The sequence below is a fragment of the Streptomyces fodineus genome (assembly GCF_001735805.1).
Classification (GTDB): Bacteria; Actinomycetota; Actinomycetes; order Streptomycetales; family Streptomycetaceae; genus Streptomyces; species Streptomyces fodineus.
Genome location: NZ_CP017248.1, coordinates 9288019 through 9305288, shown reverse-complemented (window position 1 = coordinate 9305288; position 17270 = coordinate 9288019). Strand labels below are relative to the sequence as shown.

Annotated in this window: 19 protein-coding genes and 1 pseudogene; 7 read left to right on the top strand and 13 right to left on the bottom strand. The window is 72.0% G+C overall.

Annotated elements, in window-relative coordinates; all coding sequences use genetic code 11:
* Positions 1-22 precede the first annotated feature (22 nt).
* The 3 genes from BFF78_RS40455 to BFF78_RS40445 are packed head-to-tail and all read right to left on the bottom strand — an operon-like array spanning position 23 to position 2273.
* Entirely contained in the window at positions 23-880 is an 858-nt protein-coding gene (locus tag BFF78_RS40455) for a 5-oxoprolinase subunit C family protein (RefSeq protein WP_069783015.1), read from the bottom strand.
* Positions 877-1524 (bottom strand): 5-oxoprolinase subunit B family protein, encoded by a 648-nt coding sequence (locus tag BFF78_RS40450; protein WP_069783014.1) that lies wholly within the window; start codon positions 1522-1524, stop codon positions 877-879. The genes BFF78_RS40455 and BFF78_RS40450 overlap by 4 nt, the downstream gene beginning before the upstream one ends.
* Positions 1521-2273, bottom strand: a complete 753-nt coding sequence (locus BFF78_RS40445) for a LamB/YcsF family protein (RefSeq protein ID WP_069783013.1) — start codon at positions 2271-2273, stop codon at positions 1521-1523. The genes BFF78_RS40450 and BFF78_RS40445 overlap by 4 nt, the downstream gene beginning before the upstream one ends.
* Before the next feature lie 167 nt (positions 2274-2440).
* On the opposite strand from BFF78_RS40445, the gene BFF78_RS40440 reads away from it, so the two are divergent.
* The 4 genes from BFF78_RS40440 (at position 2441) to BFF78_RS40425 (ending at position 5370) form a co-directional block, all read left to right on the top strand.
* Positions 2441-3160 (top strand): DUF969 domain-containing protein, encoded by a 720-nt coding sequence (locus BFF78_RS40440; protein ID WP_069783012.1) that lies wholly within the window; start codon positions 2441-2443, stop codon positions 3158-3160.
* A complete protein-coding gene (locus BFF78_RS40435) occupies positions 3157-4131 on the top strand; it encodes a DUF979 domain-containing protein (protein ID WP_069783011.1) in 975 nt (324 codons plus the stop codon). Before BFF78_RS40440 ends, BFF78_RS40435 begins: the two co-directional genes overlap by 4 nt.
* A gap of 36 nt (positions 4132-4167) precedes the next feature.
* Positions 4168-4818 (top strand): pyroglutamyl-peptidase I, encoded by a 651-nt coding sequence (pcp, locus tag BFF78_RS40430; RefSeq protein WP_069783010.1) that lies wholly within the window; start codon positions 4168-4170, stop codon positions 4816-4818.
* A 165-nt stretch (positions 4819-4983) separates the two neighbouring features.
* Entirely contained in the window at positions 4984-5370 is a 387-nt protein-coding gene (locus BFF78_RS40425) for a DUF2891 family protein (protein WP_069783009.1), read from the top strand.
* Here BFF78_RS40425 and BFF78_RS49860 read toward each other — a convergent pair.
* Positions 5323-5739 (bottom strand): HD domain-containing protein, encoded by a 417-nt coding sequence (locus BFF78_RS49860; RefSeq protein WP_335755376.1) that lies wholly within the window; start codon positions 5737-5739, stop codon positions 5323-5325. The two genes, BFF78_RS40425 and BFF78_RS49860, sit on opposite strands and share 48 nt — an antisense overlap.
* Before the next feature lie 113 nt (positions 5740-5852).
* Here BFF78_RS49860 and BFF78_RS40420 point away from each other — a divergent pair, with 113 nt between their 5' ends.
* Complete coding sequence (locus BFF78_RS40420; protein ID WP_159033141.1) at positions 5853-6185, top strand: nuclear transport factor 2 family protein; 333 nt, start codon at positions 5853-5855, stop codon at positions 6183-6185.
* Positions 6186-6237: 52 nt separating this feature from the next.
* Here BFF78_RS40420 and BFF78_RS40415 read toward each other — a convergent pair whose 3' ends face one another.
* The 6 genes from BFF78_RS40415 to BFF78_RS40390 form a co-directional block, all read right to left on the bottom strand.
* A complete protein-coding gene (locus BFF78_RS40415; RefSeq protein WP_069783007.1) occupies positions 6238-6576 on the bottom strand; it encodes a GNAT family N-acetyltransferase in 339 nt (112 codons plus the stop codon).
* Positions 6577-6638: 62 nt separating this feature from the next.
* Complete coding sequence (locus tag BFF78_RS40410; RefSeq protein ID WP_069783006.1) at positions 6639-7628, bottom strand: pirin family protein; 990 nt, start codon at positions 7626-7628, stop codon at positions 6639-6641.
* Positions 7629-7788: 160 nt separating this feature from the next.
* Positions 7789-9006, bottom strand: coding sequence for a polysaccharide pyruvyl transferase family protein (locus BFF78_RS40405; protein ID WP_069783005.1), 1218 nt, complete (start codon positions 9004-9006; stop codon positions 7789-7791).
* A gap of 150 nt (positions 9007-9156) precedes the next feature.
* On the bottom strand, positions 9157-10149 hold the full coding sequence (locus BFF78_RS40400; protein ID WP_069783004.1) for an NADPH:quinone reductase: 993 nt from the start codon (positions 10147-10149) through the stop codon (positions 9157-9159).
* Between the two features lie 108 nt (positions 10150-10257).
* Entirely contained in the window at positions 10258-11145 is an 888-nt protein-coding gene (locus BFF78_RS40395) for an MBL fold metallo-hydrolase (RefSeq protein ID WP_069783003.1), read from the bottom strand.
* 161 nt (positions 11146-11306) lie between these two features.
* Positions 11307-12497 (bottom strand): acyl-CoA dehydrogenase family protein, encoded by a 1191-nt coding sequence (locus BFF78_RS40390; RefSeq protein ID WP_069783002.1) that lies wholly within the window; start codon positions 12495-12497, stop codon positions 11307-11309.
* Positions 12498-12756: 259 nt separating this feature from the next.
* On the opposite strand from BFF78_RS40390, the pseudogene BFF78_RS40385 reads away from it, so the two are divergent.
* Positions 12757-13389 (top strand): annotated as a pseudogene (locus BFF78_RS40385) (5-methyltetrahydropteroyltriglutamate--homocysteine S-methyltransferase); the annotation flags it as partial.
* Positions 13390-13790: 401 nt separating this feature from the next.
* Here BFF78_RS40385 and BFF78_RS40380 read toward each other — a convergent pair.
* Positions 13791-14681 (bottom strand): oxidoreductase, encoded by an 891-nt coding sequence (locus tag BFF78_RS40380; protein WP_069783000.1) that lies wholly within the window; start codon positions 14679-14681, stop codon positions 13791-13793.
* Positions 14682-14755: 74 nt separating this feature from the next.
* Positions 14756-16225 (bottom strand): MFS transporter, encoded by a 1470-nt coding sequence (locus BFF78_RS40375; protein WP_069782999.1) that lies wholly within the window; start codon positions 16223-16225, stop codon positions 14756-14758.
* Positions 16226-16371: 146 nt separating this feature from the next.
* Here BFF78_RS40375 and BFF78_RS40370 point away from each other — a divergent pair, with 146 nt between their 5' ends.
* Positions 16372-16938 carry a TetR/AcrR family transcriptional regulator gene (locus BFF78_RS40370; RefSeq protein WP_069782998.1) on the top strand — a complete coding sequence of 189 codons (567 nt, stop codon included), beginning with the start codon at positions 16372-16374 and terminating at the stop codon, positions 16936-16938.
* On the opposite strand, the gene BFF78_RS50345 is transcribed toward BFF78_RS40370, so the two are convergent.
* Positions 16895-17173 (bottom strand): Tn3 family transposase, encoded by a 279-nt coding sequence (locus BFF78_RS50345; protein WP_159033140.1) that lies wholly within the window; start codon positions 17171-17173, stop codon positions 16895-16897. The genes BFF78_RS40370 and BFF78_RS50345 overlap by 44 nt on opposite strands.
* Positions 17174-17270 lie beyond the last annotated feature (97 nt).

Sequence of the window (17270 nt, the reverse complement as noted above, 5' to 3'; positions counted from 1 at the left end):
CACGCCCGGCGCGGCGGGCGTGTCATCCCGGGGTGAAGCGGATCGGCGTTCCCGCCGCCGCCTGGGCGGCCGCCGCCAGAGCGGCCTCCGTGACGACGCCGATCACCGGGTAGCCGCCGGTGGTCGGGTGGTCGTGCAGGAACACCACCGGACGTCCGTCCGGGGGCACCTGCACGGCGCCGAGCACCATGCCCTCGCTGGGCAGTTCGCCGGCCGACACGCGTTCCAGCGCCGGCCCTTCGGTGCGCAGGCCGATGCGGTTGCTGTGCTGCGAGACGCGGTAGGTGGCCGAGGTGAGGGTGGACAGCGCGGCGGGGGTGAACCAGTCGGCGCGGGGGCCGAGTCGCAGTGGCAGGGTCAGTTCGGTGGGCGGCGCGGGCCAGGGGGCGCTGTCGGGGAGCGCCGGCCGGCGGGCGGGGGCGCCGAGCGGGAGGACGTCGCCGTCGCGCAGGGGTGCGGGGCCGAGTCCGGAGAGCAGGTCCGTGGCGCGGCTGCCGAGGACCGGATCGACGGCGATGCCGCCGGCGACGGCCACGTAGGAGCGCACGCCCGCCGTCACACCGCCCGCGTTCAGCACGGCGCCCGCGGGCACCCGTATGGGCACTCCCCAGGACGCCGGCCGGCCGTCGACGGTCACCGGGCAGGGCGCGCCGCCCACCACGACGGTGACGCTGCGGTCGGGGCGCAGCGCGCAGCCGGTCAGGGTGGTCTCCAGGACGGCGGCGTCGGGCGCGTTGCCGAGGAGCCGGTTGGCCAGGCTCATGGCGGGGGCGTCCAGGGCGCCGGAGCGGGGAACGCCCAGGTGGGCATGGCCACGCCGGCCGCGGTCCTGGACCGTGGTGAGGGCGCCCGCGCGTACGACGGTGAGCTTGCCGGTCATGGCGTCCCCGTCTCCGCCACGAACCGCACCCGTGTCCCCGGGGTGAGGAGGGCCGGTTCCTCCCGGCCGAGGTCCCACAGCGGTGCCGGGTCCGACATCGTGCCGATCAGCTGCCAGCCGCCGGGGGTGGCGCGCGGGTACACCGCGCTGTAGGGGCCGGCGAGCGCGACCGCGCCGGCCGGGACCCGGGTGCGGGGTGTGTCGCGGCGCGGCACGTGCAGTTCGGCGGGCAGGCCGGTGAAGTAGCCGAAGCCGGGGGCGAAGCCGCAGAAGGCGACGCGGTAGGTGTACGAGGAGTGCCGGGCGGCGACCTCGTCGGCGCCGACGCCCCACAGGGCGGCCACCCGGCCCAGGTCCGGGCCGTCGTAACGCACGGGGATCTCCACCAGTCCCCCGGCGTCGGGAGCGCGGGCGGGGACTTCCCAGCCGGCGATCCGGCGTGCCAGCTCCTCGGGATGCGTGACGCCGTCCAGGAGTACGGTCCGCGCGCCCGGCACGATCTCCTCGACCGGCGGGAGGGTTCCCGCGGAGCGCCGCCGCAGGAGTTCGGCGTGGAAGGCCGCGGTGTGCTCGGCGTCCGGCAGTTCGACGAGCAGTGCGTGCCGCCCGGCCGGGCGCACTTCCACGGACCGGCTCCGGGTCATGCGAAGTCCCCGACCTCGACGCCGGCCGCCTCGAGGGCCTCGCGCACCCGCGCCGCGAGCCGGGCGGCGCCCGGGGTGTCGCCGTGGACGCACAGGGAGCGGGCGGCCACGGGGACGGTCGTACCGTCCACGGCTTCCACCGCGCCGTCCACCGCGAACGCCAGCGCGCGCCGGATCACCGTGCCCTCGTCGGTCACCACGGCGCCGGGCTCGCGGCGCGACACGAGGGTGCCCGCAGGGGTGTAGGCGCGGTCGGCGAAGGCCTCCGGTACGGGGGTGAGGCCCGCCTCCTCGGCGGCGGAGAGCAGCCGCGACCCGGGCAGGCCGAGCACCGGCAGCGCTCCGCCGGCCAGTCGGACGCCGGCCACCACGGCCGCGGCCTGCTCTGCGTCGTACACGGTGCGGTTGTAGAGCGCGCCGTGCGGCTTGACGTAGGCCACCTCGGCACCGGCGGCCTGTGCGAAGACCCGCAGCGCCCCGATCTGGTAGGCGATCTCGGCCGCCAGCTCGTCGCCGGGCACGTCCATGGCGCGCCGGCCGAAGCCGGCCAGGTCGCGGTAGGAGACCTGCGCGCCGATCCGGACGCCGCGTTCGGCGGCGAGGTCGCAGACGCGGCGCATCACCGAAGGGTCGCCCGCGTGGAAGCCGCAGGCGACGTTGGCGCTGGTCACGACGGAGAGCAGGGCGTCGTCTTCGGTGAGGGTCCAGCGGCCGAAGCCTTCACCGAGGTCCGCGTTGAGGTCGATCACATGCTGAACGTAATCGATTGTTGAACGATCCGACAAGGGGCGGATTTACCGAACGACCCCTTGTTCGATCGTTGAACGATCCTCTAGGGTCCTCTGCATCCCTCACGGGTCCGCCCCCGGATCCGCGCCGCTCGGGCGCCCCGCCCGCTCACGCCTAAGGCCACCGCATGATCGTTCTCCTCGGCGTCGTCGTGGTGATCCTCGGATTCGTCACGCGCCGCAATCCCGTCCTCGTGGTCGGCGTCGCCGGTGTCTTCACCGGACTGATCAGCGGGATGAACCCGCTGGAGGTCCTCGCGGCCTTCGGCCGGTCCTTCGCCGACAGCCGCTCGGTCACCGTCTTCGCCATCGCCCTTCCCGTGATCGGCCTCCTGGAGCGCTACGGTCTGCGCGAGCAGGCCCGCAGGCTGATCGGCCGGCTCGGCGGCCTCAGCGCCGGCCGGTTCCTCACCGCCTACCTGCTGGTCCGTCAGGTCACCGCGGCGTTCGGCCTCACCAGCATCGCCGGTCCCGCACAGACGGTACGGCCCCTCGTCGCCCCGATGGCCGAGGCCGCCGCGGAGCGCTCGACGGGCGCGCCGCTGTCCGAGCGGCTGCGCGAGAAGGTGCGTTCCTACGCTGCGTCGGCCGACACCGTGGGCGTGTTCTTCGGCGAGGACTGTTTCATCGCGATCGGCTCGATCCTGCTGATCACCGGCTTCGTCAACTCGACGTACCACCAGAATCTCGAGCCGACCCAGCTGGCCCTGTGGGCGATCCCGCTCGCCGTCTGCGCCTTCCTCATCCACGGTGCCCGGCTGCTGCTCCTGGACCGGCAGTTGCAGCGGGAGATGGCGCTCGCCGCCGCCGAACACGACCTGCCGCTGACGAAGGAGACCAACAAGTGATCAAGGTCGAATGGCTCTACTGGCTGGTGGGCCTGGTCTTCGTCCTGATGGCTGTGCAGATGGCCACCGACCGCAGCAACCCCAAGCGGTGGGCCTCCGCCGCGTTCTGGGGTCTGCTCGGGCTCACCTTCCCCTACGGCACCGGCGTCGCCAACGCCACCGCCAAGAACGGCGGCTGGACCCTGCCCGCCGAACCGCTCGGCATCGCCGTGCTCACCCTGATCGTGCTCGCCGGATTCAACTTCCTCGGCAAGGGCGTCCCGATGGCCGGCACGGGCGAGGAACGCGAGGCCTCCGCGACCCGGCTCGGCAACAAGATCTTCGTCCCCGCCCTGACGATCCCGCTGGTCGCCATCGTCTGCGCCTCGTTCCTCGACACGTCCGGACTGTTCGAGACCGGCAAGGCCACCCTCATCGGGCTCGGCGTCGGCTGTCTCGTCGCCCTCGCCGTCGGCATGCTGGTCACCGGCGAGCGCAAGCTGTCCGTGCCGCTGCACTCCGGGCGCTCCATGCTGGAGGCGATGGGATCCGCCCTGCTGCTGCCCCAGCTCCTCGCCGTCCTGGGCTCGATCTTCGCGCTGGCCGGGGTCGGCACCCAGGTCGGCAGGATCGTGCACGACGTCCTGCCGGACCACTCGAAGTACCTCGCCGTCCTCGCGTACTGCGTCGGCATGTTCCTGTTCACCGTGATCATGGGCAACGCGTTCGCCGCGTTCCCCGTGATGACCGCGGCGATCGGCTGGCCCGTACTCGTCGAGCAGATGCACGGGCACCCGCCGGCCGTCCTCGCGGTCGGCATGCTGGCCGGGTTCTCCGGAACCCTGTGCACGCCGATGGCCGCCAACTTCAACATCGTCCCGGCCACCCTGCTGGAACTGAAGGACCAGTACGGCCCCATCAAGGCACAGATCCCGACGGCGCTCCCGCTCCTGGTCTGCTCCACCGTGATCATGGCAGTGTTCGCGTTCTGACCGATACCGGCTTCCGCTGTGTGTGAAGGAAGTGCCATGACCCGCGTGCTCATCACCGGCTTCGCCCCCTTCGACGGCCAGAGGGTCAACCCGTCCTGGCAGGCGGCCTCCCTCGTGGCGGCCGGGCCGCCCGCCGGGCTCACGGTCACCGCCACCGAACTCCCCTGCGTCTTCGGCCGGTCCATCGACGCGCTCCGCAATGCCCTTCATGCTTCCGCCCCCGACCTGGTCCTGTGCCTGGGCCAGGCCGGCGGCCGCCACGGCGTCACCGTCGAACGCGTCGCCGTCAACGTCGCCGACGCCCGTATCCCCGACAACGCGGGCAACCAGCCCATCGACGAGCCTGTGATCCCGGGCGGACCCGCCGCGTACTTCTCCACCCTTCCCATCAAGGCCTGCGTCGCCGCCCTGCGCGCGGCCGGTGTCCCGGCCGCGGTCTCCAACACGGCCGGCACATTCGTCTGCAACCACGTCGCGTACGGCCTCGGCCACCTCATCGCCACCGAATTCCCGCACGCCCGCGGCGGTTTCGTGCACGTGCCGTGGGCGCCGGAGCAGGTCACCGACGGCACCGCCCCAGCCCTGGAACCCGGAACGGTCGCCCACGGACTGCGCGCGCTGCTGCTCGCCGCCGCCGAGACGCCCGCGGAGCACGACCTGAAGGTCACCGAGGGAGCCACCCACTGACGCCGCCCACCACGCACGCGGCCGGCTTCGCCCGGCTCGCGGTCGCCAACAACACCGGAGGGTTCCCCAACTCCCCCGCACACCTGATGACTTCGCCGAACGAGGACGTACGGGCCAGCACCCTGCATCCGGCGTTCCACGCCGCCAGCAACCTGGGCCTGACTGGTGCCGCTCGCGGCCGAGTGCCGGGCGTACGAGCGTACGGTCGATGCCCGCCGGGCAGAGGCCCTTGCACCGGCCGTCACGGCAGTCGACACCCTGCTGGCGGGCGGGCTACCGAAGGCCACGTACCCGGTACGCCACGGGGAACCACCCCAACAGCGCCTTCGCACTGGCCTCCTGCTCGGCGGGGCGAACTGCCCGGCGCTGACCGAAGCCGACGCGATGCGCAGGGTGCTCGGCAGGGGGCGGTTCGCGCAGCGACTCGACCGCTTCCCGCCCGCGCCGCGCTCCGGCGCCCCCGGTCCGCTGCCGGAGACGCCCGTTGTCTCGGACCACGCCGACTCACAGATCGGCCATCTGCTGGGCCTCACCGTCAGCCGGGCCGCGTGAGGTTGGATCCGATGCCGCCCCGGTCGGCGTGTTCCTCGAACAGTCGCCGACGACTCGCTCCACGACCGTTCGCCACGGCTCCAGGGTGGCATCGCCAGACCCACCGCCCTCCCCGCGTCGTCGGCACGGGCCCAGCGCGATCGTCGCCGGGAAATCGGGGTCCGCTTCGAAGGGGGCCGGAATGTGCGCGGCGACCAGGCGAGCGACCCGCGCCCCCAGCAGACGTTCGACAGCGGTCGCGGCATGCCTGCCGTGCACCGGACAGTGGCCGATGTCATGCACGAGCCCGGCCAGCCAAAGCTCCTCGTTGCCCGGGCCCCGGATGGCTCCCGACCGCGCTCCCGGCCTCGCCCCGCGGGTGGAAGGCACACGTGCCCCGGGCGTAACGCGGCGCACCTCATGCCGTGTTGCCGTCCGGCCCGGTCCGGCGTGGGCGCAGGCAGTCGAAGACGATCTCTGCCAGCCTCCCGGGCCGGCTGCCGGTGACGCGCCGACGAGCGGCCGTCAGCGCGGCCACGACGACGGACTGGTTCGATGGGGTGGACCACGTCCACGTGCACGAGACGGCCGATCCGGAACTCGTCGTCGCCGAATACCGCCTGCACGGACGCGTCCTGGCCACGGGCAAGCGGTTCGCCTTCGACATGGTGATGTTCGCCCGCGTCCGGGACGGGCTGATCACCTGGTCACGCGTGTATTCCAACCCGCTCGACGGGGCGATCGCCTTCGGCGCGACCGAGGGGCTGTTCGCCGCCGTCACGGCCGCTCAGGGCTCGGCTGCGCACGATGACCTCGCCGGAGCGAGGTTGTCGTAGCGCAGCTGCCTCCACGGTCGCGGCGGCCGTTCCCGCGGGAACGCGCGGGCCGTCAGCCCAGTTCGTCCTCCAGCCACTGCAGGACATCGGGCGTCACGGGATCGGTGATGTCGGCGAACTCCTCGTGCTTCTCCAGGAACTTGGCGACGTACGGGCAGACGGGCACGATCCGTTTCCCGGCCTGGCGTACGTCGGTGAGCGCCTCCTGGACCAGTCGGGAGGCCAGGCCCTGTCCGGCGAAGGCGTCGTCGACCTCGGTGTGGTAGAAGACGCGCTGCGCACCGCGGTCGAGGTAGGCGGTCAGTCCGGCGCGCTTGCCGTCGACCAGGATTTCGTACCGGTGCTCGGCGTCGTTGCGCTCGACGGTCGGAGCGGCGGAGGGCTGGCTCATCAGGTGCCTTTCAGAGGGGGCCGGTGAGGCGTCGGACATGTCGACTGGAGGCGTCGGACGCCTCAGTGGCGTGGTGGGTTCCTGCGCGGAGTGATGACGGCGTTCGGCAGGGCCGGGGCGGGCAGCCGCGCTCCCGGATACCCTTCTACGGCGCCGAAGCGAGCGGAGGAGTTCTGCCAGTCGTCGCGGGCCTTGGCGATGTCTTCGTGGCTGCGCCCGACGAAATTCCACCACATGACGATTTCCTCCTCGAACGGGGTTCCACCGAGCAGCACCGTCCGCGCGATGCCGTCCGACTCGTTCGTCAGCGTCAACTCCTCGAGACCCGGGGGGACATAGCCGAGCTCCGCCCGACCCACGGGGGTGTCGGCCAGGCGCACCTCCCCCCGGTCGACCAGGAGGCCGTGCTCGAAGCCGGAGTCCACGGCGAGCGTGAGGGTGGCGCGCGGCCGGAGGACGATCTCGGCGCCGAGCAGGGGCGTGAAGGTCCGCACCGGGGAGACCCGGCCGGCGAGGGAGCCGAGGAAGACCCTGATCTCGGCTCCCTCGAACAGCACGGGCTCAGGCGCGTAGTGCTGGAAGTCCCGCCCGGTGTCGCGGTGCTCCTCCGGCAGGGCCACCCACAGCTGCACGCCGTGCAGGAGGGTGGTGTTCGGGGTGGACACCTCCGAGTGGGCGATGCCGTACCCGCCCGTCATGAGGTTCAGCTCGCCGGGCCGTACGTACGCGTGGTTGCCCATGCTGTCCCGGTGCTCGATCTCTCCGGTGAACAGCCAGCTCACCGTCTGCAGCCCGGTGTGGGGATGCGGGGCGACGTCCATGCCACCGGTCAGCGAGACATCGTCGGGGCCGTAGTGGTCGGCGAAGCACCAGGCGCCGATCAGGGTCCGGGCGCGCTGCGGCAGCGTACGGCGTACGGTCATCGCCCGGGGGCCGCCCAGGGGCACATCACGCGGGGTGAGCACGTCCACACGCGCCGTCTCCGCCGGATGCCGGCCGTCCACCGCCGCACCGCATCGCAGTTCCGTGGGTTTCGTTTCGACGTTGCTCACCGTGGACCGCCTCCCGAGAAAATATTGTTTCGACTTCAACTATCACCCTGCGGTCACCGCCCGTCAACACAGGATCCGCCCAGCCCTCGCCTCAGAGTGCGACCAGCGCCGAGCCCGCGCACCCTGTGCCGGGCCCACTGACCGCGCTGCTCGCGCCTCACTACGGTCGGCCTGCGGTGCCCAGCAGCGAGGTGAGTGTCTCCGTGAAGGCCGTGGCCGAATGGTCGGCGTGCCGGCGTACCCGCGTGGCGACGGCGCCGGCCCCGCCGTCCTCCACGAGGTGTACGACCCGGTCGGCGCGCCGCTCATGGGCCTCTGGGGTGTCGGGGAGGGTGGTCAGGTAGAAGTCCGCCGCGTCGTACGCCAGGTGGAACACATGCTTCTTCAGGTCGCTCAGCGTCAGATAGTCGTCGTCGGTCGTCGGAGCCGGTTCGGGGCCACCGACGCACAGGACCGGGGTGCCGACGCCCCATGCGTTGACGCACAGGTGGTAGGTGTCCGTGATGACCAGCCGGTATCGGGACAGGACCCGCACCAGGTCACCGACGGTGTGGTCACCGGGGCGCGGCGCGATGTGGGCGACCTGGGACGGGACGTCCCGGTCGAACCAGGGCAGCCATTCCAGTGGGGCTCCGAACCGGTCCGAAAGGCCCTGGCAGAAGGCGGGAAGCCAAGCGGGGATCGGGGTACGGGCACCGAGGAAGACACCGATCGCCCCGTCGTCCGGGAGATCCCGGGACCACCGTGTGGTCGGCAGGTGGTCGAGGTCGCCCGGACGGGACAGCAGCGCCGCGTCCGCACCGAAGTACTCGGTCGTACGGTCCCCACGCAAGTGCGCGACCTTGGCCGCCGACAGCGGGTCACGCATCCAGACCCGGTGGCTTCGGGTCATCAGGCGTGCGAACAGGGGGCCGTACTGCTCGTCCTCGTAGTCGGACTGCGTGTTGTGCAGGATCGTGCCGCCGTAGCCGAGGGTCCGCGCGAGGAGGTCGTCCGGCTGGTCCGCGAGCAGCAGGGCGCGGTTCAGCAGGGCGCGCGCCGCGGCACGGTCCGCGGCCACACCGAAGTCGAGCAGGCGGTTCGTCGCGTCCTGTGCCAGATAGTGCCGTGCGTGCAGGAAATCGCCCCAGAAGACGACCGCGTCGTGGTCACGGAGCGTGTCGAGGTGCTCGGTCAGTGCGTGGAAGCGGAACGGGAAGTCGGTGCCTTGAGCAGCTGCGCGCAGGGGTACGGTCTCCGGCGGATGAAGCGTGTACCAGGTCGTGTCGAACTCGGCGCCCGTACGCCGGCGCAGGGACTCGAAGGCCAGGTCGACGGTCAGCATTCCTGTGTTGCGGTAGCCGATGTTGGGCGCGGTGATGACGGCGACGCGTGCCATGTGTTCGCTTTCCCCTTGACCGTTGCCGGCGCCTCGGCGTGTGACGCGGCCCTTTCCGCCAACGTACACATCGCCGCCGGCCGGAAGTCGGCGCACTCGCAACGGCGTCGATCCCGACGGCCGTCCCGCCGACGCAACGACCGGCGGGAGTCAGCCCCCGGAGGCCAGGTCGGTGCGCAGGACGGCACGGCGTCCGTGCAGTTCGCCCTGCTCCATCCGGGCATGAACGTCGGCCGTCGCGCTCAGCGGGAAGATCTCGATGTGCCGTGGGCGCAGAGCGCCCCGGCCGAGCAGGTCGTTGACGTACGCGGCGGCTTCGGCGAGTTCGTCGGAGCTCGCGTGGGAGATCACGAATCCGAGGACGGAGCGGTCGTTCATGTACAGCGCCCCGGCGGGCAGGACGGGGCGGGTCCGGGCACCGGACAGCAGCACCACGCGGCCCCTGCGGGCGAGGAGGTCGACCGCGCTCTCCAGATCGTTGACTCCGGCGGTGTCCAGGTACAGGTCTAGCCCCGAGGGCACCGCCGCGCGGAGCTTCTCGGTCAGACGGGGATCCCGGTAGTCGAACACCTCGGCCGCGCCCAGCTCCGCACAGTACGGCGCGTCCCGTGCGCCGGCGGTGGCGAGGACACGGGCGCCGGCCCGCGCCGCCATCGTCACCAAGGCGCTGCCGACGTTCCCCGCGGCGCCGGCGACCAGCACGATTTCGCCCACGCGGAGCCGGCCGTGGACGAAGAGGGCCAGATAGGCGGTCGCCGCCGGGTGGACCACCGCCACCGCCTCATACGGGTCGACTCCGCCAGGCAGGCGGTACAGCCGGTCGGCGGACACCACCGCCAGCTCCGCCGCCGCGCCCTGCCTTCCTCCGTGCCCGAGGCTGTTGCACCACACCCGGTCCCCGGCACGGAAGCCGATGACACCGGGGCCCGCCTCGGCAACCGTGCCGACCAGGTCACGGCCCACGACGAAGGGGAAGTCCAGGTGCGTGGGGAAGAGACCCGACCGCACGAACGTGTCCACCGGGTTGACCGTGGTGGCCAGGACGTTCACCAGGACGTCGGTGGGACCGGGCCGGGGAGCGGCGATCTCGCCGTAGCGGATGACCTCCGCGGAACCCAGCTCCTCGATGTACGCAGCACGCATGGCATCAGATGGTTCCACGTCCGCCCCGGGATCAGGCCGAGACCTGCGTCGTGGCCCTGCGGTCACGGCAGCGCAGACCGGCCCCGCTCACCCGCCTGGACCAGGCCGTTACCAGCGCACGGCGGTGAAGTCGATGGCCTGGGGCCGCAGTTCGCGGACACGGGTCGTCAGCCCGCGCAGTCGCCGGGCCATCTCGTCGGCGGGGAGGTGACGGCGGTCGCCGTGGCCCGGCAGCAGCCACTCGAAGCGCAGTCGGCCGGCGGTACGGGCCAGGGAGGCGGCCAGCTCGCTGATGGAGTACCAGGTGACGCTCTCGGCCACCTCGATGTCCGCGGTGGTGCGCGACCAGTAGAAGCTGTCGCCGCTGAAGCAGTACCGCTCGTCCGCGAGGAAGAGCACGCTGCCCTGCGTGTGGCCGGGCAAGGGGTGGGCGATCACCCCTTCGGCGATCTCCACCGGGTCGGTGCCGCGCAGTACGCGGTCGGCGTCCGGGGCGGCGTCGAGGTCACCCTCGTGGATCCACAGCCGGGCGCCGAAACGGTCGGCGTAGCGGCGGCCGTGCGCGGTGTGGTCGCGGTGGGTGAGCAGGACGTCGGTGACCGGGCCCAGCTTTTCGTGGCGTGCGGCCAGCGACGTGCTCCAGCGCGGGGTGTCGATCATCATCGCGGTGCCGTCGGGGCGGCGTAACAGGTAGGAGTTGGCCCCCGCGTTGTGCGGGGAGTTGTGTCCGCACAGGTACACGGTGTCGTCCAGGGCCATCGGAAAGGGGTCCAGTGCCGCGTCCAGCCGCCCGCCCCGGGGACGGATCGACCGGGTGGGGCAGGCGTGCGCGGCGGCGTTGATCTGCCGCAGCTCGGTTCGGTCGCGTGGCTGGCGCAGGACGACCGAGCGGCCGTCGACCTCACCGATCAGGTCGGGCGCGAGCTGCCGTGCGACATCGCAGTTCGTGCACCGCTCGTCCACATACCAGTCGTCCTCGAACCGTTCATCGCTCATGGCCTGTTCCTCTCCGCAGCGCGTCCGCCGGACCGGCTTGTCACCCTCCAGGGGTATCCGTGCCGCGCGGAGAAAGAAAGGGGGCCTGGATCTTGTACTTGTGGCAACCGGCTGCTCTGCGGGGTGCCGGCGCTTCTCGGCGAGGGCCGGCGTCCCCGAGGTCAACGCCGCGGCTCCGCGCCCTCGGCACCGAGTACCCAGGCCCCGTAGGCCGTTCCGGTGGTCTCGAAGGAGAAGATCACATGGGACGCGGCGGTGTTGACGTCCCGCCAGAACCGCTGGACCGGGTCGCCCTCGAAGTGGCCGCTCGTCCCGGTGCCACGGAAGAGCCGTTCGACGGCCGACACGGACAGTTCGACCGCCATCGCGAAGTCCCGCGGCCCACGGACCGCCGCCTCGCCCTCCTTGGTCACCTCGACGCCGTCGGCGACCCGCGCCGCCCGCTGGACGAGGAGTTCGGCGGCGTCCACCTCGGCGGCCGAGCGCGCCAGGTCGATCTGCACCGGGGGCTTCTCACGCAGCGGGGCGCCGCGCCGGTCGGCCCGCCGCATGTTCTGCTCGGCCGCCGCGCGCACCGCGCCCCGCGCCGCGCCCACCACGGGCACGACGAGCGGCAGCCCGTTCACCTCGTTCACGGGCACCGTGTGGCAGCGGGCCTCGGAGGCCGTCGCCCGCCCCGCGTTGATGTCGAACCTCGACAGGGTCAGACAGTCGGGCACGAAGACGTCGTCCAGGACCATCGTGTCGCTGCCGGTCCCGCGCATGCCCAGCGTGGACCAGGTGTCCTTCACGACGATGTCCGCCTGCGGCACCGCGAAGAACCGCACCTCGCCCCGCCCGTCGGGGCCCACCTTGCCGGGTACGGCGGAGCAGGCGAACACCCAGTCGGCGAACCGCACCCCGCTGATGTACTTCCACTCCCCGCTGAGCCGCCAGCCCCCGGAGACGGGTTCCGCCTTCCCGGCCGGCATGAGCGCGCCCGCCATCAGGGCGTCCGGCCCGTCGCCCCAGAGCACCGCCTGTCCCTCCACGGGCAGGTAGGCGCCGTACCGGGCCGCGTGCGCGGACAGGGAGGCGGCCCAGGCCGCCGAGGCGCAGCCCTCGCCCACCAGCGCCACCGCCGAGGTCATGTCCACGAAGCGGCCTTCGGTACCGCCGAAGGCCGCGGGGACGAAGTGCCGGGCGAACCCGGCCTCGCGGACCGCCTCGACCACCTCGGGCGCAAGCCGCCGGGCGGCCTCCGTCTCGTCACTGCACCGCGCCGCGATCTGCGCCACACGCGGAGCGGCGTCGACGACCGCCGCCACGCTCGGCCTCTCGGCAAGGATCGTCGCTGTGCTGTCGCTGAGCATATGTTCGCCACCTCCATCGGGATGGCGGCAGTCTCTCCGGCCGAGCCCGCGACGGGCCGCACCCGAGCCGGGACCGGCCCGTCAATCACCCGACCGGCTTCAATCCCCGTCAGCGGCGCGCCGCGCCGGCCGTGCCGGCGCCGGATGCCGAGGATGCCCCGAGGCCGCTTTCCCCACCGAACCGCGGAACCACACGCTTCGGCGGCGTGTCCCACCTCACCCTCCGAATGACGGACGTGATCCGCCTCCTCGCCGGGCCGACCGCCCCGTCAAGGGCATGCTCACCGGCCCCGCCACGATGCTCGCCTGGTCGTTCGTCCGCGACGACCAGCCGCTCGCCGAGACCGCCCGGCAGGTCGCCCTCGCCCTGCGCGACGAGGTCGGTGACCTGGAGGCGGCCGGGACCTCGGTGATCCAGGTCGACGAGCCCGCGCTGCGCGAGACCCTTCCGCTGCGCGCCGCCGACCGGCCCGGCCATCTCGCCTGGGCCACCGAGGCGTTCCGGCTCACCACCGGTGGCGTACGCCCGGACACCCAGATCCACACCCATATGTGCTACGCCGAGTTCGGTGACGTCGTCCAGGCCATCGACGACCCCGACGCCGACGTCATCAGCCTGGAGGCCGCCCGCTCCCATATGCAGGTCGCCCGGGAACTGGCCGCCCACGGCTACCCGCGCGAGGCCGGCCCCGGTGTCTACGACATCCACTCCCCGCGCGTGCCCGGCACACCGGAGATGGCCGGACTCCTGCGCACCGGGCTGCGGGCCATCCCCGCCGAACGGCTGTGGATCAACCCCGACTGCGGGCTGAAGACCCGGGGCTGGCCGGAGACCCGCGCCTCGCTGGAGAACCTGGTCGCGGCCGCCCGCGCGGTACGGGCGGAGCTGTAGCGGACCCCGACCGGGTATCCGGCCCGGGCCGGGAGCGGGCCCACCTCGCTCCCGGCCCGGGCCCCTCCATGGGGAGCGGGCTGCGAGGGTGGGACGTGACCCGGATACGGCAGAAACCCGCCACGGGATGATCATGAAGCCGCCCGGGATCAACCGGGCGGTGGCCGAGGTGATCGTGGCCGAGACCGGGGGCGACATGACCCGGTTCCCCCGGTGGGATGAAGGCGGCGCTGTGCGGGGCGGCGCGCACCGAGGGCAGCTTTCTGCAGGGTCGCCACAAACGGCTGACCTCCGGATCGGGCTCCATCAAGGCGCTGGTCGCCGTCGAGCACTCGATCATCACCGCGATCTGGCCATGCTCAGCAACGACCTGCCCTACCACGACCTGGGCGGCGACTGCTTCACCCGGCGGGGTCCCGAACGGGCCGCACGCCGAGCCGCCTCCCGGCGATCTGTTCCCCGTCGGGGTAGTCGGTGGATTTCGACAGCTCGTTCCAGGCGGCTGTCTCCGCGTCGAAGGCGGAGCGGGCGTCGGCGACGAGGCGGAGGGCGTCGCTGCCGAGGATGAGGTGGGTCGGCGGCTTTTCGGCCTCCACGATGGCGAGCAGGGCGCGGCCGGCTTGGGCGGGATCACCGAGCTGCTGACCGCTCATGTCGAGGCGGCGTTGGCGGATCGGGGCGAAGATCGGGTCGTAGTCGGCGATGGTGCTTTCTACGCGGTGCATGGAGCGGCCCGCCCAGTCGGTGCGGAAGGAGCCGGGCTCGATCGCCGTGACGTGAATGCCGAATGGTGCGACCTCCAGGGCGAGCGTGGCCGCAATGCCCTCGACGGCGAACTTGGAGCCGTGATAGGCGGCCAGGCCGGGGAACGCGCGCAGACCGCCCATGGAGGTCACGAACAGGATGTGCCCGGCACGGCGCTCGCGCATGCGGGGCAGAACGGCCTGGGTGACCGCGATGACGCCGAAGACGTTGACGTCGAACTGGTGGCGGAAGGTGGCGGGCGGGGTTTCCTCGAAGGTGCCCTCGACACCGTAGCCCGCGTTGTTGACGAGTACGTCGATGGGGCCCACCTCTGCCTCGACCGCTGCGACGGTCGGCGCGACGGCATCGGTGTCGGTGACGTCCAGCACGCGGGCGTGAGCGCGGCCCGGAGCGAACTGCTCGAAGGCGGCGATCTGGTCCGGGTTCCGAACGGTGCCGATGACGGTATGGCCGGCCTCGAGGGCGGCGGTGGCGAAGGCGCGGCCGAGGCCGCTGCTCACGCCGGTGATGAGAAACGTGCGGGACATGTGTCTCTCCGTTGGAATCGGAAATGTTGCGACGGCCTCCGGCGGGACGTCTCCCGGCCAAGCCGGTGTCGCCGTCAACGGCTGTTCACGGATGCCTCGTTGGAGATGGTGACCGCACCTGGACCGGTGGAACGTCGCGGCGCCGCGGGGCCTTCCGCGGGCTTGGACCTCGCCAGCCACAGGCCGGTGAACACGGCGGTGGCCAAAGTGATGGCGCCGGCAGCGAGGAAGGCGCTGTTGAGGCCGGTCTCGAAGGAGGTGCCGCCGGATTGCCGGGTGCGGACGACGGCTCCGAGCACCGCCACGCCGAGCACCGCGCCGATCTGCCGGGTGGTGCTGCTGATGCCTGAGGCGAGGCCGCCTTCCTGCGGGCTGACTGCCTGGATGGCGGCGCCTGTCAGCGGGGACATGGCCAGTGCGAAGCCGATGCCGGCGAGTCCCAGCCGCCACCACACGTTCCCGTAGCCGGTGTCGGCGTGCACCATGCCGAGCGCCAGCAGTCCCAGGCCGGCCAGGGCCAGGCCGGTGGTGACCACGATTCGGAAGCCGTACCGGGCGGCGAGCCGGCCCGCGTACGGGCTGACGATCACCATGGCGAGGGATAGCGGCAGGGTCTGCAGGCCGGCGCGCAGGATCGAGCTGCCCTGGACGTACACGAAGAACTGGGAGAAGAAGAACGACGAACCCATGAGCGCGAACCCCACCACGACCATGGCGGTGTTGGACACGGTGAACAGGCGCTGCCCGAACAGCCGCAGCGGCAGCATCGGAGCGGAACGACGGGCTTCGACGGCGACGAAAGCGGCGAGGAGGATCACCCCGGCGGTGAAACTGCCCAGGATGACCGGTGAGGTCCAGCCGCGGGCACCCCCTTCGATCAGCCCGTAGGTCAGCGCCCCCACCGCCAGAACGGACAGCACCGTGCCCGGGATGTCGATCGCGGGGGCGCTCGGGTTGCGGGACTCGCCGAGGTGGCGCAGGCCGACCAGCAGCAGGATCACGCCGATGGGCAGATTGACCAGGAAGATGGCGGGCCAGCCGAAGGCTTCTGTCAGCACGCCGCCGGCCACGGGGCCTGCGGCCAGACCGATTCCGCTGAGTCCGGCCCACAGCCCGATCGCCTTGATTCGTTCTTGCGGCACGGGATAGGCGGCGGCGAGCAGGGCGAGCGAGGCAGGGCTCAGCGCCGCGGCCCCGATGCCCTGCAGCACCCGGCCGACGACCAGCCAGGCGAGCGAGGGCGCGAGGCTGCACAGCAGCGACGCGGCGGTGAACACCGCCACGCCGGTCAGGTAGACCCGCTTGCGGCCGAACCGGTCGGCGAAGACACCGCCGGACAGCAGCAGCATGGCGACCAGCAGTACGTACGCGTCGACGATCCACTGCAGACCGGTCAGCTGAGTGTGCAGCCGGTGCTGCATATCGGGCAGCGCTGCTCCAACAATCGTGTTGTCGAGCAGAACCATGAATTGGCCCAGGCAGGTCACCGTGAGCAGCACGGCCCGGTTTGGTCGACTGCCTGCGGCCGCGGGCGATGCAGCCATGGGGATTCCTCTCAATCGTCAGTTGCGCCTCTCCACGGCCGACGCGGTCAGCCTCTGGGCGCCCTAAAGCAGCCAGTGGCTGCGTTAGGCGACTCTAGGGAGGGTTGACTCGCAAACGCAAGTCATAACTGCGTTAAGGTGGGGGCATGAACGAGCGACAGCGAGCCCGGCGGCCCGGCGGGCGCAGCGCCCGCGTCGGCGCGGAGGTGCACCAGGCCGTCACCGACCTGATCAGCGAGCGCGGCTACGGCAACTTCACCGTCGGCGAGGTCGCAGCCCGCGCGGGCGTAGCCGACAGCAGCATCTACCGCCGGTGGGGCAGCCTGGCAAACCTGCTCACCGATGTCGCGCTCACCCGCCTCAACGCGCGGTCGCCGATGCCCGACACCGGGAGCCTGGCCGGCGACCTGCGCACGTACGCGGCCAACGTGGCCCGCGAGATCACCGGCCCCGACGGTCTGGCGGTGGTGCGCCTGGCCGTCGCTCTGTCGAGCATGGGTCAGCAGGGCGTGCAGGCGCGTGACGACCTCCTCGCCGAACGCACCCGACAACTGCAGTCCATGCTCGATCGCGCCCGCGAACGCGGCGAGCACGCACCCGACGCGTTCGCCGTGCTGGACCACATCATGGCCCCGATGTACATCCGCGTCTTGCTCGGCATAGGCCCGCTCACCCCGGAGTACGTCGACGGGCTGGTCGACCGATTGCTGTGACCTCGACCCGGTCCCCGGGGTCAGCCCTCGGACGCGGTGCCGGAACTCCACGGTGCCAGGGCTCCGTGAGGTGCCTGGAGCCGGCGCACGATCTCGGCGATGGCCGGGGCGTCATGCTCACCCGCCGGCGCAACGGCGCGTCCGAGAGATTGCGCATCAGCTGGACGGTGCGGATCCGGCGGCCGACCTCGCGAAAGGCGGTGTAGGTGCCGTTCCGGCGCGAGCCCGAGCGCAACCGGGGCCGGGTCGGGCCGAAGCCGCCTTCAACAGCCCGAGATCTGATGGGTGGACGACCGTCGGCAGGTGCGGCTGAAGCCGTTCGATCCGCGGTT